This window comes from Nocardiopsis sp. KDC1DS13DA1, assembly GCF_055632325.1.
On sequence record NZ_JBVMUY010000030.1, the window covers coordinates 173,422 to 198,041 of the forward strand.

Annotated in this window: 20 protein-coding genes and 2 riboswitches; of the genes, 14 read left to right on the plus strand and 6 right to left on the minus strand. The window is 74.1% G+C overall.

Features of this window, described 5'->3' with window-relative positions; translation table 11 throughout:
- Positions 1-587 precede the first annotated feature (587 nt).
- The gene (locus ACTVAJ_RS20175; protein WP_470389750.1) at positions 588-2,765 is read left to right on the plus strand and encodes a RelA/SpoT family protein; all 2,178 of its coding nucleotides are present in this window, start codon (positions 588-590) and stop codon (positions 2,763-2,765) included.
- 57 nt (positions 2,766-2,822) lie between these two features.
- On the opposite strand, the gene ACTVAJ_RS20180 is transcribed toward ACTVAJ_RS20175, so the two are convergent.
- From ACTVAJ_RS20180 to ACTVAJ_RS20195, 4 genes are all read right to left on the minus strand, one after another.
- Entirely contained in the window at positions 2,823-3,290 is a 468-nt protein-coding gene (locus ACTVAJ_RS20180; protein WP_470389751.1) for a nitroreductase/quinone reductase family protein, read from the minus strand.
- An 80-nt stretch (positions 3,291-3,370) separates the two neighbouring features.
- Entirely contained in the window at positions 3,371-4,564 is a 1,194-nt protein-coding gene (locus tag ACTVAJ_RS20185; protein ID WP_470389752.1) for an acyl-CoA dehydrogenase family protein, read from the minus strand.
- A 76-nt stretch (positions 4,565-4,640) separates the two neighbouring features.
- Positions 4,641-5,888: a CaiB/BaiF CoA transferase family protein gene (locus ACTVAJ_RS20190; protein ID WP_470389753.1), complete on the minus strand. Its 1,248-nt coding sequence runs from the start codon at positions 5,886-5,888 to the stop codon at positions 4,641-4,643.
- An 8-nt stretch (positions 5,889-5,896) separates the two neighbouring features.
- The gene (locus ACTVAJ_RS20195) at positions 5,897-6,280 is read right to left on the minus strand and encodes a DUF3870 domain-containing protein (protein WP_470389754.1); all 384 of its coding nucleotides are present in this window, start codon (positions 6,278-6,280) and stop codon (positions 5,897-5,899) included.
- A gap of 216 nt (positions 6,281-6,496) precedes the next feature.
- Positions 6,497-6,611: riboswitch (SAM riboswitch) on the plus strand.
- A 58-nt stretch (positions 6,612-6,669) separates the two neighbouring features.
- Between ACTVAJ_RS20195 and ACTVAJ_RS20200 the strand changes: the two genes are divergently transcribed.
- From ACTVAJ_RS20200 to ACTVAJ_RS20210, 3 genes are all read left to right on the plus strand, one after another.
- Positions 6,670-8,007 (plus strand): aminotransferase class V-fold PLP-dependent enzyme, encoded by a 1,338-nt coding sequence (locus ACTVAJ_RS20200; protein ID WP_470389755.1) that lies wholly within the window; start codon positions 6,670-6,672, stop codon positions 8,005-8,007.
- 218 nt (positions 8,008-8,225) lie between these two features.
- Positions 8,226-8,927, plus strand: coding sequence for an SAM-dependent methyltransferase (locus ACTVAJ_RS20205; RefSeq protein WP_470389756.1), 702 nt, complete (start codon positions 8,226-8,228; stop codon positions 8,925-8,927).
- A complete protein-coding gene (locus tag ACTVAJ_RS20210) occupies positions 8,927-9,469 on the plus strand; it encodes a DinB family protein (protein ID WP_470389757.1) in 543 nt (180 codons plus the stop codon). Before ACTVAJ_RS20205 ends, ACTVAJ_RS20210 begins: the two co-directional genes overlap by 1 nt.
- A 35-nt stretch (positions 9,470-9,504) precedes the next feature.
- On the opposite strand, the gene ACTVAJ_RS20215 is transcribed toward ACTVAJ_RS20210, so the two are convergent.
- Positions 9,505-11,598, minus strand: coding sequence for a primosomal protein N' (locus ACTVAJ_RS20215; protein ID WP_470389758.1), 2,094 nt, complete (start codon positions 11,596-11,598; stop codon positions 9,505-9,507).
- 179 nt (positions 11,599-11,777) lie between these two features.
- On the opposite strand from ACTVAJ_RS20215, the gene fmt reads away from it, so the two are divergent.
- The 10 genes from fmt to ACTVAJ_RS20265 all read left to right on the plus strand — a co-directional run bounded on the left by fmt (position 11,778) and on the right by ACTVAJ_RS20265 (position 21,801).
- Positions 11,778-12,713 carry a methionyl-tRNA formyltransferase gene (fmt, locus tag ACTVAJ_RS20220; RefSeq protein WP_470389759.1) on the plus strand — a complete coding sequence of 312 codons (936 nt, stop codon included), beginning with the start codon at positions 11,778-11,780 and terminating at the stop codon, positions 12,711-12,713.
- A gap of 85 nt (positions 12,714-12,798) precedes the next feature.
- Positions 12,799-14,265 carry an RsmB/NOP family class I SAM-dependent RNA methyltransferase gene (locus ACTVAJ_RS20225; protein WP_470389760.1) on the plus strand — a complete coding sequence of 489 codons (1,467 nt, stop codon included), beginning with the start codon at positions 12,799-12,801 and terminating at the stop codon, positions 14,263-14,265.
- A gap of 164 nt (positions 14,266-14,429) precedes the next feature.
- Positions 14,430-15,101, plus strand: a complete 672-nt coding sequence (gene rpe / locus ACTVAJ_RS20230; RefSeq protein ID WP_470389761.1) for a ribulose-phosphate 3-epimerase — start codon at positions 14,430-14,432, stop codon at positions 15,099-15,101.
- Between the two features lie 177 nt (positions 15,102-15,278).
- Positions 15,279-16,319 carry a phosphatase PAP2 family protein gene (locus tag ACTVAJ_RS20235; RefSeq protein ID WP_470389762.1) on the plus strand — a complete coding sequence of 347 codons (1,041 nt, stop codon included), beginning with the start codon at positions 15,279-15,281 and terminating at the stop codon, positions 16,317-16,319.
- 76 nt (positions 16,320-16,395) lie between these two features.
- Positions 16,396-16,526: riboswitch (FMN riboswitch) on the plus strand.
- Between the two features lie 111 nt (positions 16,527-16,637).
- Positions 16,638-17,270, plus strand: coding sequence for a riboflavin synthase (locus ACTVAJ_RS20240; RefSeq protein ID WP_470389763.1), 633 nt, complete (start codon positions 16,638-16,640; stop codon positions 17,268-17,270).
- Positions 17,271-17,349: 79 nt separating this feature from the next.
- Positions 17,350-18,642, plus strand: coding sequence for a bifunctional 3,4-dihydroxy-2-butanone-4-phosphate synthase/GTP cyclohydrolase II (locus ACTVAJ_RS20245; protein WP_470389764.1), 1,293 nt, complete (start codon positions 17,350-17,352; stop codon positions 18,640-18,642).
- A gap of 92 nt (positions 18,643-18,734) precedes the next feature.
- Positions 18,735-19,208 carry a 6,7-dimethyl-8-ribityllumazine synthase gene (ribH, locus tag ACTVAJ_RS20250; RefSeq protein WP_470389765.1) on the plus strand — a complete coding sequence of 158 codons (474 nt, stop codon included), beginning with the start codon at positions 18,735-18,737 and terminating at the stop codon, positions 19,206-19,208.
- A 110-nt stretch (positions 19,209-19,318) separates the two neighbouring features.
- The gene (locus ACTVAJ_RS20255; RefSeq protein ID WP_470389766.1) at positions 19,319-19,780 is read left to right on the plus strand and encodes a PH domain-containing protein; all 462 of its coding nucleotides are present in this window, start codon (positions 19,319-19,321) and stop codon (positions 19,778-19,780) included.
- A gap of 114 nt (positions 19,781-19,894) precedes the next feature.
- The gene (locus ACTVAJ_RS20260; RefSeq protein WP_470389767.1) at positions 19,895-21,055 is read left to right on the plus strand and encodes an XdhC family protein; all 1,161 of its coding nucleotides are present in this window, start codon (positions 19,895-19,897) and stop codon (positions 21,053-21,055) included.
- Positions 21,056-21,228: 173 nt separating this feature from the next.
- Positions 21,229-21,801, plus strand: a complete 573-nt coding sequence (locus tag ACTVAJ_RS20265) for a nucleotidyltransferase family protein (protein ID WP_470389797.1) — start codon at positions 21,229-21,231, stop codon at positions 21,799-21,801.
- A gap of 85 nt (positions 21,802-21,886) precedes the next feature.
- On the opposite strand, the gene ACTVAJ_RS20270 is transcribed toward ACTVAJ_RS20265, so the two are convergent.
- Positions 21,887-24,583: a protein kinase domain-containing protein gene (locus tag ACTVAJ_RS20270; RefSeq protein ID WP_470389768.1), complete on the minus strand. Its 2,697-nt coding sequence runs from the start codon at positions 24,581-24,583 to the stop codon at positions 21,887-21,889.
- Between the last annotated feature and the right edge of the window lie 37 nt (positions 24,584-24,620).

Here is a 24,620-nt window from a genome sequence, read left to right on the forward strand (position 1 = left end):
CCTCCGCGTTGACGGAAGGACCCAGTCCGCACCGCACCTCGCCCGCACGGGGACGCCACCGCCGGACGTGACGCGTTCGGCGGCCCTCGCATACCCGCACCCGTGCCGCGCTGGGTGCGTGGCCCTGGGAGTGACGCCGTACCGCGTCTCCGATCACGTGGGACCACGGACACTAGACTGGTGGGAGAGGTACCGCGGCGGCCACGTCCAGTGACCGGCCCTGACAACACGCACGTGCACCGGGCGAACGTCGGCGACGGCGTCCACGCGACCGGGTGGATCCGCGGGAGGTAGGCATGCCAAGCGAAGTGGTTTCGACCGGGGCGGTACCGGACCGCGGCGAGCGGCCGGAGGCCACGGGCGAGCGGCGCCCCGGCATGCCGGGAGGGCACGCGGACGGCAACGGTACGTCGGCCGCGCACAGACCACAGGGAGACCGCCCGGAGGGCGCCGCGACCGAAGCGGCGCCCTCCGACGTCTCCGGGGCGGGCCCAGGCGGCCCCCAGGGGCCACCCGGCTCCGCCACGCCCTCCACCGTGCGAGTCCGCAGAAGGCTCGCCCGACTCGGCGCCCAGCGGGGAGTGACGATGAACCCGGTGCTCGAACCACTGATCAAGACCGTGCGCGCCACCCATCCGAAGGTGGACGTGCGGCTCATCGAGCGCGCCTACGAGGTGGCCGCACACCACCACCGCGACCAGAAACGCAAGAGCGGCGACCCCTACATCACCCATCCGCTCGCCGTCGCGACCATCCTCGCCGAGCTGGGCATGCAGGAGGCCACCCTGGCCGCCGCCCTGCTGCACGACACCGTCGAGGACACCGAGTACTCCCTCGACGAGCTGCGCGCCGACTTCGGCGACGAGATCGCCGAGCTCGTCGACGGCGTCACCAAGCTGGACAAGGTCAAGTACGGCGAGGCCACCCAGGCCGAGACGGTCCGCAAGATGGTCGTGGCCATGGCCCGCGACATCCGCGTCCTGGTCATCAAGCTGTGCGACCGCCTGCACAACATGCGCACCCTGCGCTACCTGCCGTCCCGGGCCAAGCGGGAGAAGAAGGCCCGCGAGACCCTGGAGATCTTCGCCCCGCTCGCCCACCGGCTGGGTATGAACACCATCAAGTGGGAGCTGGAGGACCTGGCCTTCGCCACCCTCTATCCCAAGCGCTTCGACGAGATCGCCCGCCTGGTCTCCGAGCGCGCCCCCCGCCGCGACGTCTACCTCCAGGAGGTCATCGAGGCGGTCTCGGGCGACCTCCGGGAGGCCAAGCTCAAGGCGACCGTGCGCGGCCGCCCCAAGCACTACTACTCGATCTACCAGAAGATGATCGCCCGTAACTGCGGCTTCGACGAGATCTACGACCTCATCGCCGTGCGGGTCCTGGTGGACAGCGTCCGCGACTGCTACGCGGCCCTGGGGACCATCCACGCGCGGTGGAACCCGGTGCCCGGGCGGTTCAAGGACTACATCGCGATGCCCAAGTTCAACATGTACCAGTCGTTGCACACGACGGTCATCGGTCCCTCGGGCAACCCGGTCGAACTCCAGATCCGCACCCGCGCGATGCACCGCCGCGCCGAGTACGGCATCGCCGCGCACTGGAAGTACAAGGAGGACCGGGGCTCGGGCGGGGAGCCCAAGGCCAAGGGCACCTCCGACATGCAGTGGCTGCGCCAGCTCATCGACTGGCAGCAGGAGACCAAGGACCCGGGCGAGTTCCTGGAGTCGCTGCGCTTCGACCTGTCGGTGCAGGAGGTGTTCGTCTTCACCCCGCAGGGCGACGTCATCTCCCTGCCCCAGGGCGCCACCGCCGTCGACTTCTCCTACGCCGTCCACACCGAGGTCGGCCACCGCACGGTGGGCGCCCGGATCAACGGCCGCCTCGTCCCGCTGGAGAGCGAGCTGCACAACGGCGAGACGGTCGAGATCCTCACCTCCAAGGACCCCGACGCCGGCCCCAGCCGTGACTGGCTCAACTTCGTCAAGAGCGCCCGCGCCCGCAACAAGATCCGGCACTGGTTCACCAAGGAGCGCCGCGAGGCCGCGATCGAGCGGGGCAAGGACGACATCGCCAAGGTCATGCGCAAACAGGAGCTGCCGGTCAAGCGCCTGTTCAGCGGTGAGGCGATCATCGCCCTGGCCCGGGACCTGCGGTACCCGGACGTGGACGCGCTCTACGCGGCGGTCGGCGAGCACCAGGTCAGCGCCCAGAGCGTGGTCAGCAAACTCGTCGACTCCCTGGGCGGCCTGGAGAGCCACGCCGAGGACATCGCCGAGTCGGCCCTGCCCACGAAGGCCGTCACCCGCCGCCGCCACCCCGGAAACCCGGGCGTGGTCGTGGAGGGCGACGCCGACGTGTGGGCCCGGCTGTCCAAGTGCTGCACACCGGTGCCGGGCGACGACATCGTCGGCTTCGTGACGCGCGGCAACGGGGTCTCGGTGCACCGCGAGGACTGCGTGAACGCCGCGACCCTGGACACCGACCGCATGGTGCGGGTGGAGTGGTCGCCCACCGAGGACTCCATGTTCCTGGTGGCGTTGCAGGTGGAGGCGCTGGACCGGTCGCGGCTGCTGTCGGACATCACCCGTGTGCTGTCCGACCAGCACGTCAACATCCTGTCGGCGACGGTCCAGACCAGCCGTGACCGGGTGGCGCAGAGCCGGTTCACCTTCGAGATGGCCGACCCGGCCCACCTGGGCAGCGTCCTGCGCTCGGTGCGCGGCGTCGACGGCGTCTACGACGTGTACCGCGTCCGGAACTGACGGGGACCCGGGCCCCCTCCGCCTGGAGGGGGCCCGGGTCCCCGGCGGTCCGGGCGCTCAGATGCGGATCGTGGTCGACCGCACGATCTCGAACACCGGGTGGCGGTCGGCCTCGGCCGCGAAGGCCTCGTCCGGAGCCTCCGGCGGGGCCTCGAAGTACGGTCCCACGACGAACGCGCGCGGGTGGTCCAGGTACTCGCGGAGCACGGGGGCCGACTCCTCGGGTCCGAGCTCACGCACGCTGGCCAGCTCGATCCACCCGCCCTGGCGCAGGGTCGCGAACCCGTCCTTGCGCAGGTTGCGCACCCAGTCGACCGCCCCGTAGGGCGCCACCAGGAACCGGCCCCGGTCGCTGTCCAGCACACTGACCGGGGTGGTCCGCAGGAAGCCGGACGCGCGTCCGCGCGTCGTCAGCAGGTGCATGTCGGGCGGGCACACCCCGTACTTGACGAAGCCGCTGACGAAGGCGTTGGCGGTTCGCCGCACCCGCGTCATCTCGAACCGCTTCGTCGGCTCGTTCACCATCTCGGCAACTCCCTCAGTCGGATGCTCCCCATTGTGGTGGTTGCGGGGGACTGTCGGCACCAGGGAGACCGCCCCGCGCGTCAGCGGAACGCCGAGACCCCCGTCACGGCCTGTCCGATGCTCAACGCGTGGATCTCCTCGGTGCCCTCGTAGGTGGCGACCGTCTCCAGGTTCACCATGTGCCGCATCACCGGGTACTCCAGGGTGATGCCGTTGGCGCCGTGGACGGAGCGCGCGGCGCTCGCCACCCGCTGGGCGGCCGCCACACACGAGAGCTTGCCGAAGCTGACGTGGTTGTGGTGGCAGTTCCCCTCGTCCTTGAGGCGGCCGATCCGCAGCGCCGTCAGGTTGGCGTGGTTGACGTCCACGACCATGTCGGCGAGCTTGCGCTGGGTGAGCTGGAACCCGCCGATGGGACGGCCGAACTGCTCGCGGGTGGTCGCGTACTCCAACGCCGCCTCGTAGCAGGCCCGGGCGGCCCCGGCCGCGCCCCACACGATCCCGTAGCGGGCCTCGTTCAGGCACGACAGCGGCGACCCCAGCCCGCCCGACCCGGGCAGGAGCGCGTCGGCGGGCAGCCGCACGTCCTCCAGCACCAGCTCGGAGGTGATCGAGGCGCGCAGGGACAGCTTCCTGTGGATGACGTTGGCGGTGAAGCCGGGCGTGTCCGTGGGCACCAGGAAACCGCGGATGCCGTCGTCGGTGGCGGCCCAGACCACGGCCACGTCGGCCACCGAACCGTTGGTGATCCACATCTTGGTGCCGTTCAGGACCCAGTCGGACCCGTCCCGCCGCGCGCGGGTGCGCATCGAGCCGGGGTCGGAACCGGAGTCGGGTTCGGTCAGACCGAAGCAGCCGATGGCCTCGCCCGCCGCCATCGGCGGCAGCCACGCGCTCTTGTGCTCCTCGGAGCCGAACTTGTGGATGGCCGCCATGGCCAGGGAGCCCTGGACGGACACGAAGCTGCGCAGCCCGGAGTCGACCGCCTCCAGCTCGCGGCAGGCCAGACCGTAGGCGACGGCGCTGGAGCCCCCGCAGCCGTAGCCCTCCAGGTGCATGCCCAGCACCCCCAGGTCACCGAAGGCCCTGGCCAGGCCCCGGGGGTCGGGCAGGGTGCCCGCGTCGAACCACTCGGCCACGTTCGGCAGCAGTTCGCGGGAGGCGAAGGCGCGGACCGCGTCGCGGACGTCCCGCTCGGTGTCGGAGAGTGTGGCGTCCACCGCGAGGAAGTCGCGGGGGTCCGGGGCGGCGGGTTTGCGCTGGGTCTGGCTCATGGTCGGATGTCCCTTCGTGGTGTGCCGTGTGCTTCCGGTGTCGGTCGGGCACGGCTCGGCGCCGTGCCGGGGTGGGTCAGGGCAGGTCGGGCTGCTGGACCGCGCCGCGCTTGACCATCGCGTCGATGAGCCCCCCGTCCAGGCCCAGTTCGGCGAGCAGGCTCCGGGAGTGCTGGCCGAGCAGGGGAGGGGCGGTCATCGGTGCGGCCGTGCCCTCCAGCCGGAAACCCGCGCGGACCTGTTCGAGCGGTCCGATCACGGGGTGCTCCACCGTGCGCAGGACGTCGTCCCCGCTGGCGTCGGCCGTGCGCAGCGCGTCCAGCACACCGCGCACCCGCCCGGCCGGGACACCGGCCGCCACGAGCGCGTCCATCCAGTGGTCGGCGGGGCGGGAGCGCAGGGTGCGCGACAGCTCCTCCACCAGCTCCTCCCGGTGCTCCACCCGCCCGGGGTTGGTGGCGTAACGGGCGTCCCCGGCCAGGTCGGGCCGTTCCAGGGCGTCGCACAGCCGCCGGTACAGGGCGTCGTTGCCCGCCGCGACCACGATGTCGGCGTCGGCCGTCGGGAAGACCTGGTAGGGCACGATCGTGGTGTGCGCGTTGCCCGCCCGCGCGGGCTCGACCCCCGTGACCAGCGCCTGCTGGGTGAGGTTGACCAGACCGGACAGGGTCGAGTTGATGAGCGAGACGTTGATGTTCTCGCCCCGGCCCGTGGCCCGCGCGCGCATCAGCGCGCCCAGGATGCCCACGGCGGCGTTGAGGCCGGTGAGGACGTCGGTGAGCGCCACCCCCACCTTGCTCGCCGGCCCCTCCGCCGGGCCGGTGGCGGCCATCAGCCCGCTCTCGGCCTGCACGACGATGTCGAACCCGGGGCGCGTGGCGGGCTCGTGCTCGGGCCCGAACCCGCTGACGGAGCAGTACACGACCGCCGGGTTGCGGGCGCTCACGTCGGCGTAGCCCAGGCCCAGACGGTCGATGACCCCGGGGCGGAAGTTCTGGATCACCACGTCGGAGGAGGCGCACAGGTCCTGGACGGCGGCCAGGCCGTCAGGGTCCTTCAGGTCCACCGCGAGGCTGCGCTTGTTGCGGTTCACCGACAGGAAGTAGGCGGACTCCCCGGGTGAGTCACCGGAGGCGCCCGCCCAGGGCGGGCCCCAGGCGCGGGTGTCGTCCCCGCGGCCGGGCTGCTCGACCTTGACCACCTCGGCGCCCATGTCGGCGAGGAGCATCGTGGCGTAGGGCCCCGCGAGGACGCGGGACAGGTCCGCCACGCGCACCCCGGCCAACGGCAGGGGAGCGGTGGGTTCGGTGTTGGTGTCGGGCACGGGGGCACTCACTCCTTGGCGTCGGCGTCACCGGGCAGCTGGTCGCCGTCCCGCAGCTGGTAGTAGGTCTCCAGGCAGCGGCGGAGCGCGGTGGTGAGGGCGGCGCCGGACTGGCCCGCGTACCGCGTCTGGACCCGCCGGACGATCTCGGCGATGTCCTCGGTCACCGAGGCGCCCTCGACGAGGGCGCGGAAGAACTGCTTGGCCAGGTCGGTGAGGAGTGTGGTGTCCGCCGCGACGATCCGGTCGTCGGCGGTGTCCACGGCGAGCACGACACCGAGCCGCTGGTACTGGGAGTGGCTCGCCACCGTGTCGGGAAGGCGGGCGTAGCCGGAGATCAGGACAACCCTGGGGTTGCGGAAAAGCTGCTGGACGCGGTCGTCGCCGTGCAAGGCAAACACACCTCTCGCTCGCGGGCATGCGAAAACTCCGATGCTCTGGAGTCTCGCGCCTGGAGGGCGGCCGGGGGAAGCCGGACACCCGCGGCGTGAGGGCAGGCGGGACCAGTATGTCCCAGCCTCCGTGCCGGGTGTCAAGCGGGGCTGTGGTCGCCTCCACACGGACGCGCCGGTGTGCGGTCCGCCGGGTCTGTGCTACCTTTCTGGCCAGGTCACGAGTGCCAGCGTCAAGCCCCGGCTTGCTGGCCGGCAACCCTCCTTCCGCGGTGGGGTGCCCCGGGTGAGGACCAGGTCCCGACACGACCGTGTCTGACAAGCGCGGACCCCGCCGATGTCGCCGTGAGGCGCCCCGTGGGTCCCCCGACCCACGAGAGAGGTGCACCTTGACCACGGTCCATCACATCCACTCCCTGCGCTCACCCGCATCCGCCGAGTGCGCGGTCGTCACCGCCGACGCCGGAGTCCCCCTCGTCACCGGTGAGCACGTCGACTACGCCAACTTCGACTACGCGGCCAGCGCCCCGTGCCTGACCTCCGTGGCCGACGCCCTGTCGGCGGCCCTGCCCTACTACGCCAGCGTGCACCGCGGCGCGGGCCACCACTCCCAGGTGAGCACGGACGCCTACGAGCGCGCCCGCCGCAGCGTCGCCCGCTTCCTGGGCACGCGCACCGAGCCCGCCGACGCGGTGGTGTTCGTGCGCGGCACCACCGACGCCCTCAACCTGCTGGCGCGCTCCGTGCCCCAGGGGTGCACCGTGGTCGTCTTCGAGTCCGAGCACCACGCCAGCCTCCTGCCCTGGGAGCACCCCGCCTCCCGGGCGGGCCGGGTCGTGCGCCTTCCCCTGCCCGAGTCCCCCGAGGCGGCGGTCGCCTCCGCCCGGACGGCCCTGGAGGAGGCCCCCGAGGGGCCCACCCTGTTGTGCGTGACCGCCGCCTCCAACGTCACCGGCGAGATCTGGCCGGTCGAGGACCTGGTCCGGGTGGCCCACGCCGAGGGCGCCCGCGTGGTGGTCGACGCGGCCCAGTACGTGCCGCACCTGCCCTTCAGCCTCGCCGCGACCGGCGCCGACTACGTGGCCCTGTCCGGGCACAAGCTCTACGCCCCCTTCGGCTCCGGTGTGCTGGCCGGGCGCGCCGACTGGCTGCGCGAGGCCACCCCCTACCTGTCGGGAGGAGGGGCCACACGGCTGGTGACCGACCACGACGTCCGGTGGAACGACCTGCCCGCGCGCCACGAGGCGGGCAGCCCCAACGTGCTGGGCGCCGTCGCCCTGGCCGCGGCCTGCGACACTCTCACCCCCGCCACCCAGGAACTCCTGCACGTTCGCGAGTCCGCGCTGCTGGAGCGCCTGCGCGCCGGTCTGGGCGGGATCGACGGGGTCCGCGAGCTGTCCCTGTGGGGCGCCGACCACACGCGCGTGGGCATCGTGTCCTTCACCGTGGACGGACTGCCCGCGGAGCTGCTGGCCGCCGCCCTGTCCGCCGAGTACGGGATCGGCGTGCGCGACGGTCTGTTCTGCGCGCACCCCCTGACCCGGTACCTGCTCCCCGAGGGGCACGCGCAGGCCGTCCGGGCGAGCCTGGGCGTGGGGACCACGACCGAGCACGTCGACCGTCTGGTCGGGGCGGTCGCCGACCTGGTGGCGCGCGGGCCCGGGTGGGAGTACGCCGACTGCGACGGTCGGCTGGCGCCGGTCCCGGACCCGCGCAACGTGCTCTGAGACGGTGCGGGGGCGGCCGTGGCGGGTCCTCCGCCGCGGGGCGCGCCGCGATACCGCCCAGACGGAGAAGCGGGGCGTAAATCACCCGACCCTGTGTGGCGGATCACGTTGCCGGGGGTAGCATCGGGCCCTGACGGTACGGCGCGTTGCGGACGATCCCGATCGGTGAGCCCGTGCGCCGTGCCTCCCGCGAGCGGACCGGCTGGGGGAGCGTGATCGTGACGGACGTCCGAGGATCGAAGGCAGGCCCGCTCACGGCCGCCTCCCAGCGGCCGGACCCCGTACCGCTCCCCGGACGGCGGCCACACGTCGTCGGCCTCGGCCGCCGGGCGGACGCACGGCTCCCCGATCCACGCCACGGCGAACACGCGCGCCTGTACGAGCGTTTCCTCGGCAGGATCATCGACTACCTGTGCGCCGACGCCGGGGTCGACCAGTTCGTCGACTGGGGGTGCGCCGTGCCCGGGACGGGGGCGCGCGTCCGGGAGCGCAGACCCGACGCCGCGGTCGTGCACGTCGCCCCCTACGGGACGGCGGGTGTCCTCTCCAGCTCCGACACCGCCGTCCTCTCCGGCGACGGGGCCGACCCCGCCACGCTCCTGCGCCGTCTGCGCACCTCCGGCCAGGTGGAGCTCGACCGTCCCCTCGCCGTCCTCCTCACCCGCCCCCTCACCGCCGACACCCCCTGCGCCTGGATCGGCGGACTGCACTCCCTGATGCGCGGCGGCGGCTACCTCGCCCTCGCCTCCTCCGCCCCCCGCACGGACACCGAGGCCGCCTTCGCCCCGTTCCGGCTCCTGGACCCCGGCGTCGCGGACGTCACCTGGTGGCCCTATCCGGACGAGGAGGTGTCCGCCGAGGGGAGCGGAGTCCTGGGCGGGCTGGCCCAGGCACGGACACCGACGAGGAGGTCACCCTGATGGCGGTGAACTGGACGGGGGAGACGCTGGCGCAGCTCCAGTTCTACTGGGACTACTCCCTGTGGCCGAGGCTGGAGGGCCTCACCGACCAGGAGTACCTCTGGGAGCCCGTCGCCGGGGCCTGGACGGTGCGCCGGCTCCCCGACGGACGCCACGCACCCGACGGGGACGGGCCGGAGCCGGACCCGCCTCCGGTGACCACGATCGCCTGGCGTCTCGGGCACATCGTCGTGGACGTGCTGGAGACCCGGGTGAACTGGCACTTCGGCGACCGGACGGCGACCCGGGACACGATCGACTGGCCCGGGAGCGCCGCCGACGCCCGGGCACGCCTGCACGCTGCCTACCGGGCCTGGTCCGGGCATCTGCAGGAACTCGACGACGAGGCGATGGCCGCGCCCGTGGGCGGTGCCGAGTCACCCCGGTGGGCGGACTTCCCCATGGTGGCGCTGGTGCTGCACCTGAACCGGGAGGTCTTCCACCACGGCGCCGAGGTCTCGCTGCTCCGTGACCTGTACCGGGCCGGGTACGGCCGGAGCTGACGGGGCTCCGGTCCCGGAAGGGCCCGGCCGCGCGCTCAGACCACGTGCAGCGGATCCACTCGCACCTGGGCCAGGTGCTCGTCACGGCGGGCGCTGCGGGCCGAGGCGGCCACCTTCAGCGACCGGGCCAGCGCCCCGACACCGCCCCGGGGGACCCGGAGCAGGGCGCGCTCGGTCTGGTGGACCCCCTCCGCGGTCTCCTCCACCGGAGCGCCCACGGGCACCGGCCCGAGGAGCTCGGTCCCCTCGGGCAGTTCCACCTGGTCGAGCAGCTCACGGACGTGCTCGGGGGCTCCGGTGACCGAGGCCATCGTGACCGCGGGGGGGAAACCCAGCTCACGCCGGTCGGCCAGCTCCCGTTCGGCGAACCCCGCCGGGTCCCAGCGCACGAGCGACTGCACCACCGGCAGCGCGGCGTCGGCCGACACCACCACCGTGCCGCCCGGCCGCACCAGGGCCGACGCGTTCAGCCAGCGCCGCAGCGCCTCCTCCGACGCCCGCAGGTCCAACCGGTTGAGCAGTGCCCATCCGTCCAGGAGCACGGCCGCCGCGTACCCGTTCTCGGCCGCGGGTTCGGCACCGGGCGTGGCCACGATGATCGAGGGCCGGTCGGGGACCGCGGACAGGACCTCCTCCCGCCCGGACGTGCGCACCGTCAGCGAGGGGAAGGCGCGGCCCAGTTCCTCCGCCGTGCGCCGGGCACCCACCACGACCGCGCGCACGCGGGTCACGCCGCACTCGGGGCAGGCCCACTGCCCGGCCACCCGGCCGCACCAGCCGCACGAGGGCATCGCGTGCGAACCGCGCACGGCCAGCGGCCCCCGGCAGGCGTCGCACCGCGCGGGTTCCCGGCACCCGGCGCAGGCCAGCGTGTTGAGGTAGCCGCGGCGGGGCACCTGGAAGAGCACGGGCCCGGTCCGGGCCGCCTCCCGTGCCGCGCGCAGGGCCAGACTCGGCATCCGCGCCGACCGCGCCGCCTCGTCCCGGGCGAGTTCGCGGTCGTCCCCGGCGGCCCGCACGATCGGCGCGTGCCGCCGCAGGGTCGCCCGGTCCGCCGCGAGCGGACGCGCCCACCCCGACTCCACCAGCAGTTGGGCGTCGGTGGTGCGCGTGTGTCCGCCGATCAGCGCCCCGGCCTCGGCGCGGTGCGCGCGCATCGCCAGGACCGTGCGGGCGTGGGGATAGGGGGCGTGCGGTTCGGAGTGGACGTCGTCCCCGTCGTCCCAGAGCACCACCAGCCCCAGGTCGCGCACCGGGGCGAAGACCGCCGCCCGCGTGCCCACGACGATCCGGACCCGTCCGCGCAGGGCGGCCAGCCAGCGCCGGTAGCGCTTGGCGGGTCCGAGGTCGGCGGTGAGCGCGACGTGGCGGCCCTCGCCGAGATGGCGGGTGAGCGCGGCGTCGACGGCCCCGACGTCCCGGCCGTCGGGTACGACGATCACCGTGCCGCGCCCCGCCTCCAGGGTCGATCCGGCCGCCACCGCCACGGCCTCCGCCCAGTCCGCGGCGGGCAGGGCGCTCCACACCGCGCGCGCGGCGCGTCCCTCGCGCAGGGCGCGGAGGAAGGCGGGCCCCTCCGGGTAGTCGGCCCACGGGCCGGGGGCGGTGCCCCCGTCCCCGGGCGTGCCGGGTGCCCCGTCCCCGGGTGCTCCGGGGTCCTCCTCGGGGACCTCCTCCCGCTCCACGCGGGCGTGCCGAGGGGGGACGGCCAGGCGCAGGACGTCGCTCAGCGTGCCCGCGTAGCGGTCGGCGACGGCGCGGGCCAGACCGAGGACCTCCGGGGTCAGGACGGGTTCGGGGGAGACCACCGACTCCAGGTAGGCCAGGCGCCCGGCGAACTCGGAGGTCTCCACCCGCTCGACGAGGAACCCGCCCAGCTGCCGGTTGTTGAAGCGCACCCTGACCCGGCAGCCGGGCACGGCGGCCTCGTCCATGTCGGCCGGCACCCGGTAGTCGAAGTAGCGGTCCAGGTGCGGGAGCGGGGTGTCCACGACCACGCGCGCCACGGGGAGGCGCTCGGCGGGCCTGCGCTTGGCCGCGTGGCGCGCCTTCGCCGGCGCGGCCTTGGGCGGGTCCTGTTCGGGAAGGTCGAAGAGGACCCCGTCGGGCGGGCCGGGCTGCTCTCTCATCACCCACTGGTCTACCAGAAGCCCCCGACAGCGCCCGTGGTCCGTGGCACCGTCCCGCCCGCGCGACTGGTAGAACTGGGACGCGTACAGACCGTGCACGGGGGTGTCACGCGGTCCGGGCGTCCGGGGGCGCGGGACGGCTCGGGGCGGTTTCCGTCAGCGGTGGAGGGGACCCCTGTATGAAGCTCGTCTTTGCTGGAACGCCCGAGGTGGCGGTGCCGTCCCTACGGGCGTTGATCGACTCCGAGCACGAGGTCGCCGCGGTCGTGACGCGGCCCGACGCGCGGTCCGGGCGGGGCCGGAGGATGTCGCAGAGCCCCGTCGCGGAGCTGGCCGCCAGCCAGGGCATCGAGGTCCTCAAACCGGCCAGGGCGGGCGACCCCGAGTTCCTGGAGCGACTCGCCCGGATCGGCCCGGACTGCTGCCCCGTGGTGGCCTACGGCGCCCTCCTGCCCCAGCGCGCCCTGGACATCCCCGAGCACGGCTGGGTCAACCTGCACTTCTCGCTGCTGCCCGCCTGGCGCGGCGCCGCCCCGGTCCAGCACGCCGTCATGCACGGCGACGACGTCACGGGCGCCTCGACCTTCCGGATCGTCAAGGAGCTCGACGCCGGCCCGGTCTTCGGCACCCTCACCGAGACCGTGCGCCCCACCGACACCAGCGGTGAACTCCTCGACCGCCTGTCCGTGGCCGGGGCCGAGCTGCTCGTGCGCACGGTCGACGGCATCGCCAGCGGTCAGCTCACCGCGGTACCGCAGGAGGAGGGCGGCGTCTCCTACGCGTCCAAGCTCAACCCCGAGGACGCCGAACTCGACTTCACCGCCCCCGCCCAGCGCGTGGACCGCGTCGCCCGCGCCTGCACGCCCGCGCCCGGCGCGTGGACCACCTTCCGCGGCACCCGGCTCAAGGTCGGCCCGGTCACCCCCCTGCCCGACGCGGACACCCCCGCCCTCGACCCCGGACAGGTGCACGCCGACAAGCGGCGCGTGGTCGTGGGGACCAGCACCAACCCGGTGCTCCTGGCCGAGGTGCAGCCCCAGGGCAAGCGCGCCATGGCGGCGGTGGACTGGGCCCGTGGCGTGCGTCCCACCGAAGATGACCGCCTGGGCCGCTGAGCTGCCGTACGCTCGATCTGGCACGCGGTCCGCTCCGGACCGCCGCCAGCAGGTCCCATCCCCGGTTCGTTGAGGCAGAGCACAGTTGAGCGAGCAGTCCCGATCCCCGTACCGCCGACCCCGACGGGGCGGGAAGCCCGCGCAGGGTGGAGGGCGGGGCACCTCCGGGCCGCCCCAGCCCCGTGACCCGGCCCGCCGCGTCGCCTACGACGTCCTGCTCGCCGTCGAACAGCGCGACGCCTACGCCAACCTCCTGCTGCCCGCCCAGCTCACCGACCGGGGGATCAGCGGCCGCGACGCCGCGCTGGCCACCGAGCTCACCTACGGGACGCTGCGCCTGCAGGGCACCTACGACGTGATCCTGGAGGCCTGCGTGGACCGCACGCTGGCCTCCGTGGACCGCGAGGTGCTGCCCGTGCTGCGGCTGGGCGCCCACCAACTGCTGTCGACGAAGATCCCCTCGCACGCGGCCGTCAGCGCCACCGTCGACCTGGCCAGGAAGGTGGTGGGCCACCACCGCGGGCGGTTCGTCAACGCCGTCCTGCGCAAGGTGGCCGCGCGCGACCTGCCGGCGTGGACCGAGGTGGTGGCGCCCGACCGCGCCACCGACCCGAGCGGATACCTGTCCGTCGTGCACAGCCACCCGAGGTGGGTGGTCAAGGAACTGGCCCGTGCGCTGGGTGAGCGCTCCTCCACCGGACTGGTCGAGACCGAGCGCCTGCTCGTCGCGCACAACGAGCGCCCCCGCGTCACCCTCGTCGCCAAGCCCGGCCGCTCCACGGTCGCCGACCTGGTCGCGGCGGGCGCCGAGGAGGCGCGCTACTCGCCCTTCGCCGCCTACCTGCCCCAGGGCGACCCCGCGGCCGTCCGCGAGGTCCGCCAGAACCGGGCCGCCGTGCAGGACGAGGCCAGCCAGCTGGTCGCGCTGGCGCTGACCCGGGTGGACGCCCGCGGCGACGACGCCCGGTGGCTGGACATGTGCGCCGGGCCCGGCGGCAAGGCCGGGCTGCTGGCCTCCCTGGCCGGGCAGCGCGAGGCACGCCTGCTGGCGTCGGAGGTCCAACCCGCGCGCGCCGGACTGGTGGCCACGGCGGTGCGCCGCGCCCCGCGCGACGCCGGTCGGGTCGTGGTCGCAGACGGCACCGCCCCGGCGTGGCGGCCGGGGTCCTTCGACCGCGTGCTGGTGGACGTGCCCTGCAGCGGCCTGGGCGCGCTGCGGCGCCGTCCCGAGTCGCGCTGGCGCCGCACGCCGGAGTCGGTGGCCGCGCTGGCGCCGCTCCAGCACGACCTGCTCGTCAGCGCGGTCGAGTCCGTGCGCCCCGGCGGTGTGGTGGCGTACGTGACGTGCTCGCCGCACCTGGACGAGACCGACGGGATCGTGCGCCGCGTGCTCGACGAGCGCGACGACCTCACCCTGCTGCGCGCCGCCGACTACCTGGACGGGATCCCCGACCTGGCGGCGGGGCCCGAGGGCAGGTACGTCCAGTTCTGGCCGCACGTCCACGGGACCGACGCCATGTTCCTGGCGCTGCTGCGCAGGTCCGAGGTGTGACGGCGGCGCACGGCCCCGCCGCGTCCCGGCGCTGGCCGTCCTCGGCGCCCGGGCGGCGGCGGGTCCCGCCCCGCGGACGCCGCTGATGTCCCTGATCGGACAGGGCGGTCCCGGCTGACCTGGGTGGGAGCACCGGCCCGATGGCTCCTGGCTACACTGCGGGTGTGGCAATCCAGATCTCACCCAGCATCCTCAGCGCCGACTTCGCCCACCTCGCGGACGAGGCGGCGGCCGTGTCCCCCTCCGCCGACTGGCTCCACGTCGACGTCATGGACAACCACTTCGTCCCCAACCTGACGCTCGGCCTGCCGATCGTGGAGTCCCTGCGCAAGGCGGCCACCACGCCGCTGGACTGCCACCTGATGATCGAGGACCCCGACCGGTGGGCCCCCGCCTACGCCGAGGCGGGCGCGGGCAGCGTCACCATCCACGCCAAGGCCGCGGGGGCCCCGGTGCGCACCCTGCGCGAGATCCGCCGTCTGGGCGCCCGCGCGGGCCTGGCCCTCAACCCCGCCGAGCCGGTCGAGCCCTACGCCGACCTCATCGGCGAGATGGACATGCTCCTGCTCATGACGGTCGAGCCCGGTTTCGGCGGCCAGAGGTTCCTCGACGTGGTCCTGCCCAAGATCCGCAAGGCCCGCGAGATCCTCGACACCCGCCAGTCCTCCGTCTGGCTCCAGATCGACGGCGGTGTCAGCGCCGAGACCATCGAACGCGCCGCCGAGGCCGGAGCCGACGTCTTCGTCGCGGGCTCGGCCGTCTACGGCGCCCAGGACCCCGCGGGGGCGGTCGACTCCCTGCGCGCCCTGGCGACCAAGGCCAGCCCCCTCGCATAACGATCCCGGCGCGCCGCCCGTACGGCTCTGGTCACGCGGGCGGCCCGCGCCCTATGCTTCCCGTCCGTAGTCGTTGATTCCGCTTGGTCGCGGCTCCGTCTTCCCCTCGCGCCCGCGCGCCACGGGGGAGCGGCGCGGCGTGAGCGCGTTGCCAGGCGCGGACCCGTGGAGTGCGCGTTGAACGCTTGGACACCCGAGCACCTGGCCATGGACGCCCTGTGGGAGGCCGAGACCACCCCGATCCTCTGGGTGCAGGGGTGGGGTGACTGGCTGGCCGCACCCCTCGGCCTCGTCACCGGACTCGGCTCCCAGACCTTCATCATCCTCCTGCTCACCCTCGTCTTCTGGTGCGTGAACGCCGGGACCGGCGCCCGGCTCTTCGTGGCCGTCGTCGCCTCCGGCGCGGTCAACTACCTGCTCAAGGGGCTGATCTACGGGGCCCGCCCCTTCTGGTTCAGCCACCAGGTGAGCGCGCACGCCGCCGAGTCCAGCTTCGGGATCCCCTCCGGGCACGCCCAGGCCTCCACCGTCCTGTGGGGCTACCTGGGTCTGCGCTCGGGCAGCCGCGCCTGGCTGGGGGCGGCCGCCGCCCTGGTCGCGCTGGTCTGCCTCTCCCGCCTCTACCTCGGTGTGCACTTCCTCAGTGACGTCCTCGCCGGTCTCCTCGTCGGGGCCGCCGCCCTGTGGGCGTTCCTGCGCTGGGAGGAGCGCGTCCTGCACTGGTGGCGGGGGCTGTCCACCGCCGCCTGGGCGGGCTGTGCGCTGGCGGTCTCCGTCCTGCCCTGCGCGCTGGCGGCCGCGTGGCAGGGCCTGGTGCGCTCCGGCTGGACGGCCCCCGAGGAGTGGATGGGCGCGATCCCGGTGGACCCGGCCGGAACGACGCTCACCGGGCTGTTCACCGTCTGCGGCGCCCTGCTCGGCGGTCTCGTCGGTTTCACCCTGCTGCACGGGCGCGGCTGGTACGGCGCCGAGGGGACCCTCACCGCCCGCGCCGCGCGCTTCGTGCTCGGCATCTCGGTCGTGGTGCTCCTCCAGGTGGCCGAGGACCTCCTCCTCGGCGGTCTGACCGGGTTCGCCGAGGCCGTGTCCGGGTTCGCCGTCTACGCCCTCATCGCGCTGTGGGCCTCCTTCGGGGCGCCCGAGACCTTCGTCCGCAGCGGACTGGCCCGCCGCCCCGAGCCCGTGCGGGCGACCGCGGACGGATCCGCCGACGCCTGAGCGGGCCCGTGAGTCGTCTCACACCGTCTAGGCCCCGGAGCTACGACCAGGTAGGATCCGGACCGACGACAGTCGAACGCGTGCTCCGGGGTCGGTGAAAGTCCGAACCGGCGGTGACAGTCCGCGACCCGGCCGAAGCCATCGGCCGGTTGAACCGGTGGAATTCCGGTACCGACGGTGAGAGTCCGGATGGAAGGCAGCGCGCGTTGGGGCGGGTCCCGTCGGCGTACCAGGTGTACGCCCTCGACCCCGACCCCTCGTGGACCCGATTCCACACCCTCATACCCCGGAGCGCCATGAGGCGAAGGGATGACAAGGGTGTTCACCGGAATCGTGGAGGAACTCGGCGAGGTCGTGTCCGTCGAACCCGCCGGAACCACGGGCGAGTCCCTCCTGCTCACCGTGCGCGGACCGCTGGTCTCCTCCGACGCGGGCCACGGCGACTCCATCGCGGTCAACGGCGTGTGCCTGACCGTGGTCGGACAGGGGGAGGGCGCCTTCACCGCCGACGTCATGAAGGAGTCCCTCGACCGCTCCTCCCTGGGCGCGCTCGTCCCCGGCTCCCGCGTCAACCTCGAACGGGCGGCCCGTGCCGACGGCCGCCTCGGCGGCCACATCGTGCAGGGTCACGTCGACGGCACCGCGCGCCTGCTCTCCCGAAGCCCCGGAGACAACTGGGACGTCCTGCGGTTCGACCTGTCCGCCGGGCTGTCCCCGTACGTGGTCGAGAAGGGTTCGATCACCGTGGACGGCACCAGCCTGACCGTCTCCGCCGTCAGCGCCCCCGACGCCTCCGAGGAGTTCTTCGAGGTCAGCCTCATTCCGGAGACCCTGCGGGCGACCACCCTGGGTGCGCTCGCCGTCGGCGCCACCGTCAACGTCGAGGTGGACGTCGTCGCCAAGTACGTCGAGCGCATCGCCGCCGTCACCGCGGCCCGCGCCCTCGGCTGACCCGACCTCCGGCGGGCGGACCCCCGACGGGCCGCCACGCACCCACCACACCACCAGCAGTCATCTCCTGGGAGCCGTCATGACCGTCACCGACACCACACCGGGTACAGCGGACACCACCGGACCGGCCGTGGTCCTCGACTCCATCGACGACGCGGTCGCCGACTTCGCCGCCGGACGCGCGATCGTGGTCGTGGACGACGAGGACCGCGAGAACGAGGGCGACATCATCTTCGCCGCCGAACTCGCCACCCCCGAACTCCTGGCGTTCATGATCCGCTACACCTCCGGCGTGGTGTGCGTTCCCATGGAGGGCGGCGACCTCGACCGCCTCGACCTCCCCCTGATGACCGCCCGCAACGAGGAGAGCCTGCGCACCGCCTACACGGTGACCGTCGACGCGCGCGAGGGCGTCACCACCGGCATCTCCGCCGCCGACCGGGCCCGTACGATCCGCCTGCTGGCCTCCTCCGACAGCCGTCCCGTCGACTTCGTCCGCCCCGGCCACATCCTCCCGCTGCGCGCCCGCCCGGGCGGCGTGCTCGCCCGTCGGGGGCACACCGAGGCCTCCGTCGACTTCGCGCGCCTGGCCGGGCTGCGTCCCGCCGGGGTCCTGGCCGAGGTGGTCAACGACGACGGCACCATGGCGCGCCTGCCCCGCCTGCGCGAGTTCGCCGACGAGCACGGCCTGAAGCTGGTGTCGGTCGAACAGCTGGCCGCCCACCGCGCCGCCCTCGGCCACACCCTCACCCCCGACCAGGCCACCCCGCCGCTGGTCACCCGCATGGTGGAGACCCGCATGCCCAACGGGCACGGCGAGTGGCGCGCGATCGGGTTCAAGGGGACGGCCGACGGCGCCGAGCACGTCGCGCTCGTCTACGGCGACCTGACCGACGGCACCGGCGTCCTGGCGCGCCTGCACTCGGAGTGCCTGACCGGCGACGCCTTCGGCTCGCACCGCTGCGACTGCGGCGCCCAGCTCGACGCGGCCATGGCCGACATCGCCGAGGAGGGGCGCGGCGTCGTCGTCTACCTGGGCGGCCACGAGGGGCGGGGGATCGGACTGCTGCACAAGCTGCGCGCCTACAGCCTCCAGGACCAGGGTGTGGACACCGTCGACGCCAACCTGCGCCTGGGCCTGCCCGCCGACGCGCGCGAGTTCGGCGCGGGCGCCCAGATCCTCGCCGACCTGGGCGTCACCTCGGTCCGGCTGCTGTCCAACAACCCGGCCAAGGCCGAGGGGCTGGCGGCGCACGGCGTCCGCGTGGCGGAGCGGGTGGCCATGCCCTCCTTCGTCACCCGGGACAACATCACGTACCTGCGCACCAAGCGCGACCGGATGGGGCACGAGCTGAACGGCGTGGCCCAGTAGGATCCGATCCGCCGTCCCGTCCCGCCGACGCCGCGCCCGCCGCCGGGGTGCGTCCGCACCGGCACCCCACCGCACCGACACAGGGAGAACACATGAGTGGAGAAGGCCGCCCCGACGCCCAGGAGGTCGACGCCTCGGGGATGTCGGTGGGCATCGTCGTCACCCGCTGGAACGCGCAGATCGTCGAACCGATGCTGGCCCGGGCGCTCGACGTGGTCAAGGCCTCCGGTGCGGCCGACCCCGTCGTGGTGCGCGTGGCCGGCGCGGTGGAGATCCCCGTCGTCGCCCAGGAGCTGGCCCGCAAGCACGACGCCGTGATCGCCCTGGGGGCGGTCATCCGCGGCGGTACCCCGCACTTCGACTACGTGTGCCAGTCGGTGACCCACGGGCTCACCGAGGTCGCTCTGCGCGAGGCCACCCCCGTGGGTAACGGCGTGCTCACCTGTGACACCCTGGAACAGGCACGCGACCGCGCGGGCCTGCCCGGCAGCGTCGAGGACAAGGGCGCCGAGGCGGCCCTGGCCGCCCTGGACACGGCGGCGGCCCTGCGCGGTCTGCGGCGCTGAACCCCGCGTTCCGGTCGGCCCGACCGGAACGCGTCGGCCCCGGGGCCGACGAGTACGTGAGCCCCGCGGGGCCGAGCCTGGAGCAGTTGGTGCGAACGAGGGAACGACCGGTGGACGAGACGGAGCGCACTCCCGCACTCCCGCGGACCTGGCGGCCGAGGGCGGTGCGGCTCGTCGCCTACGGGATGGGACTGCTGGTCGTGGCCACCATGGTGGTGCTGACGGTGCTCCTGCCCCCGGACTGGCGGCTGCAGGACCGGGTGCTGCTGGTCATGCTGGGACTGGCGATCGCCGCGGGACTGCACCTGCTCGCCCGGCCCAGGCTCGTCGCGGCCGAGCACAACGTGACCGTGGTCAACGGCATCCGCACGCACGTGCTGGCCTGGCCGGAGATCGTCGACATCCGCATGCCGGTCGGGGAGCCCTGGCCGTCGGTGGACCTGTCCGACGGCACCACCCTCGCCGTGATGGGCATCCAGAGCGCCGACGGGGAGCGGGCGCGCCGCGACCTGGCGGAGTTCCGCGCCCTGCTGCACGAGCGCGGTGAGGCACCGGAACCCGGCGCGTCGTAGACATCTACCAGGGGAGTCCTCGTTTCTTGGCGGAACGGGGACTCCCCTCGCGTGCGCCGGGGCACATACGTTGGTAGCGAAGGTCGTGTCGGGGAACGCGGAAGGGGTATCCGAGTGCGCGACATCCGAGTGGAGGTGGCCGGTCTCCACGCCACCGGCGAGACGTTCGCACTGGCCACGGTGATCGACACCGACAAGAGTGCGCCCCGGGACCCCGGGGCCGCCATGGCCGTGGGCGGCTCCGGCGAGGTCGTCGGCTCCGTCTCCGGCGGCTGTGTGGAGGGCGCGGTCTACGAGGAGGCCCTGGAGGCCATCCGCACGGGTCGGCCGGTCCGCCGCACCTACGGCGTGAGCGACGAGGAGGCTTTCAGCGTCGGACTCACCTGCGGCGGCACGCTGCACGTGTTCGTCGAGCCGGTCAGCCGGTCGACCTTCCCCGAGCTGGAGGCGGTGCTCGCGGCCGTCGACGAGCACCGCCCGGTCGCCGTCGCCACGGTCGTGTCCGACCCCTCCGACTCCGGTCGGCTGGGGCGCCGCCGCGTCGTGTGGCCGGACCGCGCCGAGGGCGACCTGGGGCCCACCGGCGGGCGCCTCACCGACGCCCTCGACGACGACGTGCGCGGGATGCTGGCCCAGGGCAGTACGGGCCTCCTGCGCTACGGGGTGGACGGGCAACGGCGCGGCGACGCGCTGGAGGTCTTCGTCCAGTCCTTCGCGCCCGCCCCGCGCATGCTGGTCTTCGGTGCGATCGACTTCGCCGCCGCCGTCGCGGACCTGGGCTCCTACCTCGGCTACCGGGTGACGGTCTGCGACGCCCGACCCGTGTTCGCCACGTCCAAGCGCTTCCCCACCGCCGACGAGGTGGTCGTGAAGTGGCCCCACGTGTTCCTGGACGAGATCGCCGACCAGATCGACGAGCGCACGGTCGTGTGCGTGCTCACCCACGACCCCAAGTTCGACGTCCCCGTCATCAAGGCGGCCCTGGCCACCCGTGCGGGCTACATCGGCGCGATGGGATCGCGGCGCACCCACGAGGACCGGCTGGAGCGCCTGCGCGAGGCCGGGGTGGACGAGGAGGGCCTGACGCGCCTGCACTCGCCGATCGGCCTCGACCTGGGGGCCAGGACTCCGGAGGAGACCGCCGTGTCCATCGCGGCCGAACTCGTCCAGACCCGCTGGGGCGGGAGCGGCCGCGCCCTGCGCGAGACGAGTGGCCGTATCCACCGCGACACGCGTCCCCTCGTTCCGGCCGGATTCGGTCACACCCACAAGTGAACCGAAACCCGGTCCCGTGTGAAGTGCCTGGTCACGGAGGGGTCGGAGAACAGAGGTCGGGAGCCGCGCGTACGGACCACCGCGCGGGCGCCACGCGGCGGCCGGGCGCGTGGCATCATCACGACATGGTGACTGGGGACACGGGGAACTCGGGGAGCGACCAGGCGGGACCGGTGGCGGGGCTGCTGCTGGCGGCGGGTTCGGGGAGTCGGCTCGGACGCCCCAAGGCCCTGGTCGAGGTGGGGGGCGAACGCCTGGTCGACCGCGGCGTGCGCACTCTGGCCGACGGCGGCTGCGGGCCGGTCCTGGTGGTGTTGGGCGCGGCGGACACCTCCGTGCCGGGCGCCCTCACGGTGCTCAACCCCGACTGGGCCAGCGGGATGGGGTCCTCGGTACGGGCCGGGATCGACGCCCTGCCCGACACGGTGGACGCCGTCCTGGTGGCACTGGCGGACCAGCCCCTGGTCACGCCCGAGGCCGTGCGCCGCCTCCTCACGGCCCACGCCCAGGGCGCACGCGCGGCCGTGGCCACCTACGCGGGCAACCCGCGCAACCCGGTCCTGCTGGGCCGCGAACACTGGTCGGCGGTGCACGCCATGGCCGGGGGCGACGTGGGGGCGCGTCCCTTCCTGCGCACCTACTCGCACCTGGTGACCACCGTGGAGTGCGACGACGTCGCCAGCCCGGAGGACATCGACACCGCCGAGGACCTCGTACGGGTCAGCGACATGATCGACGGCCCCTGAGCCGTTCGGGCGCCCGAAGCGAGGCGGAGGCCCCGGGGCGCCCGGACACGGTCCAGAGCCAGGCGGCGGACCGGAGCACACACGGTCAGCCCAGCAACCCGTCCAGCGGGATGAGCACCCCCGAACCCAGCGCCAGCAGCCCCGTGGACAGCAGGACCAGCACCATGAACAGTGAGCCCGCCACGGCCAGTCGGAAGGCGGCGAGCCGGCGCCGGGCGCGGGAGGAGTTGCGCTGGTTGGCCGCCGTCCGGCCGAGCAGCACCAGGGCCACCGACAGCACCACCGGCAGCCACCACGCCGTCTCCACCGGCTCCGGCAGGAGACCGGTCACGGCGCCCGCGGCCCGGGAGAGCCCGGCCAGGACACCGTCGCGCGCGGAGTCCACCAGACCGCTGTAGAGCGGGGTGACGAACGCGCTCTCCGGGTAGTAGCCGCCGTCCGGCCGCAGCGCCCGCCCCAGGCCGTCGACCAGGCCGAGCAGGGCGGCGGGGTAGGCGAACCGGCGGCACCGGCCCGCCCGCATCGCCCGCTGGATCTGGTTCATCGTCCGGTCGACGCGGCGCCTGGCCCGTTCCTGGGCGCGCCGCGACCTGGCCGTCTCCTCCGGCCCCTGTGGCACCGGGCGGCCGAACTCGTCGACCCTCGGGGGACCGTCCGGCCGGATCGGGGCCGTGGCGGCCTCGGCGCGCCGTCGGCGGGCGCCCTCCCACCGCTCCTTGGCCCCGTCCCACCGTTCCCGGACGGATCCGGCCAGCGCCGCCCACCGGTCCTTCCTGCGAGCGCGGCCGTCAGCGCGCTCGCGGTCGGTGATCAGACCGCCGACCCGGGTCGCCTCGGGCAGCAGCATCGTGGCGCAGACCAGGGCGGCGCGCGTGGTGACCGCCTCACCGCCCCTGCCGTCGCGCAGGGCCAGGCGCCGCTGCTCGACCCACCAGGGGGCGTGCGGCGCGGCGCTGCGCTCGGTCGGGTGCCAGGACTGGCGGCGCAGCACGGAGCGGTGGGCGGAGGCGGTGTCGGGGTCCAGCACCAGCTCGACCGCACGCGCCCAGGCGCTGTCCAGTTCGTGCCTCTCCGGGCGGCGGGGCGCGTCGGGTCCCGATCCGACCACGCGGTCGACGGTCTCGGCCACGCGACGCATCACCAGCGGCACCTCGTGCTGGACGCGTTCGAGCAGCGCGCACCGGCCCGAACCGCCCGAACGGCAGGAGGGGTGCGGGCACCAGTGCTGGGCGGCCAGTGCCACCGCACCGGACTCCACCGCCTCGCGGACCACGGCGTGGCGGCTCGCCTCACCGGTCGCCAGCGCCATCAGTCCGTCCGCGCCGATCTCGTGGCCGCGGAAACGGGGCGGCATCCCCGGGACGTAGCGGGCGGCCAGGGCGCTGATCGCCACGTGCGCCAGTTCCGGCCGGGCGTCCAGCCCGGTCAGGTAGGAGCGGTCGAAGGTGTAGTCGTTGACCTCGCGGTCCAGCCAGGAGCGCAGCTCCGGCCAGTGGGTGCGCAGCCACATCGCCCCGGTGTCGGACCGGTCGAGCAGGTCGAAGGCCAGGCTCGGCGGGTCCTCGTGGCTGGCCCCGGCGAACACGATGGGGCGGGTGCGCCGCGCGGTCCGGATCCGCGGCCGCTCCCCGTCCAGCCACTGGGTGACCTCCTCGTGGCCCCACCGGGCGGCGGGGGAGGGGGCGAGCAGGCCGCGCGCGAGCAGGCGCCAGCGTTCGTCGGTGACCGCGGAGACGTCCACCTCGGTGTTGCGGGCGGTGAGCCAGTTGCCGCCGCGTTCGGGGCGGCGCCCGGTGACCAGTTCGTGGACCATGACCCCCAGGGACCACCAGGCGGCCGGGGCCTCACGGCGGCCCTCGATCACCTCGGGCGCGGCGTAGTCCTCGGTGACGGCCAGTCCGCCGTAGACGCGGCTCATCGTGGCGCGGACCGCCCCGCCGAAGTCGGTGAGGGCCACGACCGGGGGGTCGAGGGAGCGCAGCAGCAGGTTCTCGGGCTTGACGTCGGTGTGGTTGTGCTGGAGGTCGTGCTGCCAGTGGTGCAGGCACTCGGCCACGGCCAAGACCACCGCCCGGGCGCGGTCGTCGTCCAGCGGAGCCTCGTCCATGAGCGTGCGCAGCGAGCCCCGCTCGAAGTACTCCTGGGCCTCCCAGGCCAGGTCCTCGCCCCAGGAGCTGGAGGAGGAACCGTAGCCCTGGACGGCCGGGGTGTGCGGCGATGAGGTGCCCCGGGCGCGCAGCCGGTCCAGGAGTTCGCGGTTGATGTCGTGCCCGGGCCGGTACACCTTGAGCGCGAGTCGGCGGCCGGGCTCGTCGGTGGGCTCGGCGAGGTAGACGACGGCCTCACCGCCCGAGCCCAGGTGGCCGAGGACCTGGTACCGGCGGCGCAGGTCGGCGGGGACCGCGTAGTCCAGGTCGTTGGCCGGTCCGACGACCATGCGGGAGACCAGGCGGGTCAGCCAGTCCAGCACGGGGCCCAGGAGCGACCGCCACCACGTGCCGCCGCGGCCGGCGGCCCGGCCGTCGCGTCGGCCGTCGGCGGCACCGCCGCGCAGTCGGGCGGTCGGCGGAGCGGGGGAGTCCACACGGGTACCGCCGGGCGGGACGTGGCCCGGCCCGGCCACCCGGGTGGGGGCGTCGTCGCCCGCGCGTGCGGAGCCGGGGCGCAGTACACGCGTGACCCACCGCGTGGCACCGGTGGTGGGGCCGCTCCGCGTGGTCGGCGCGGTGGGCTCGATCCTTCGTGTCGGCGCGTTCTCGTCACCGGGTTCGGGCGTGACCATCGAGGTCGGAGCCACCCTTCGGCTAGCTGGTCGGGTA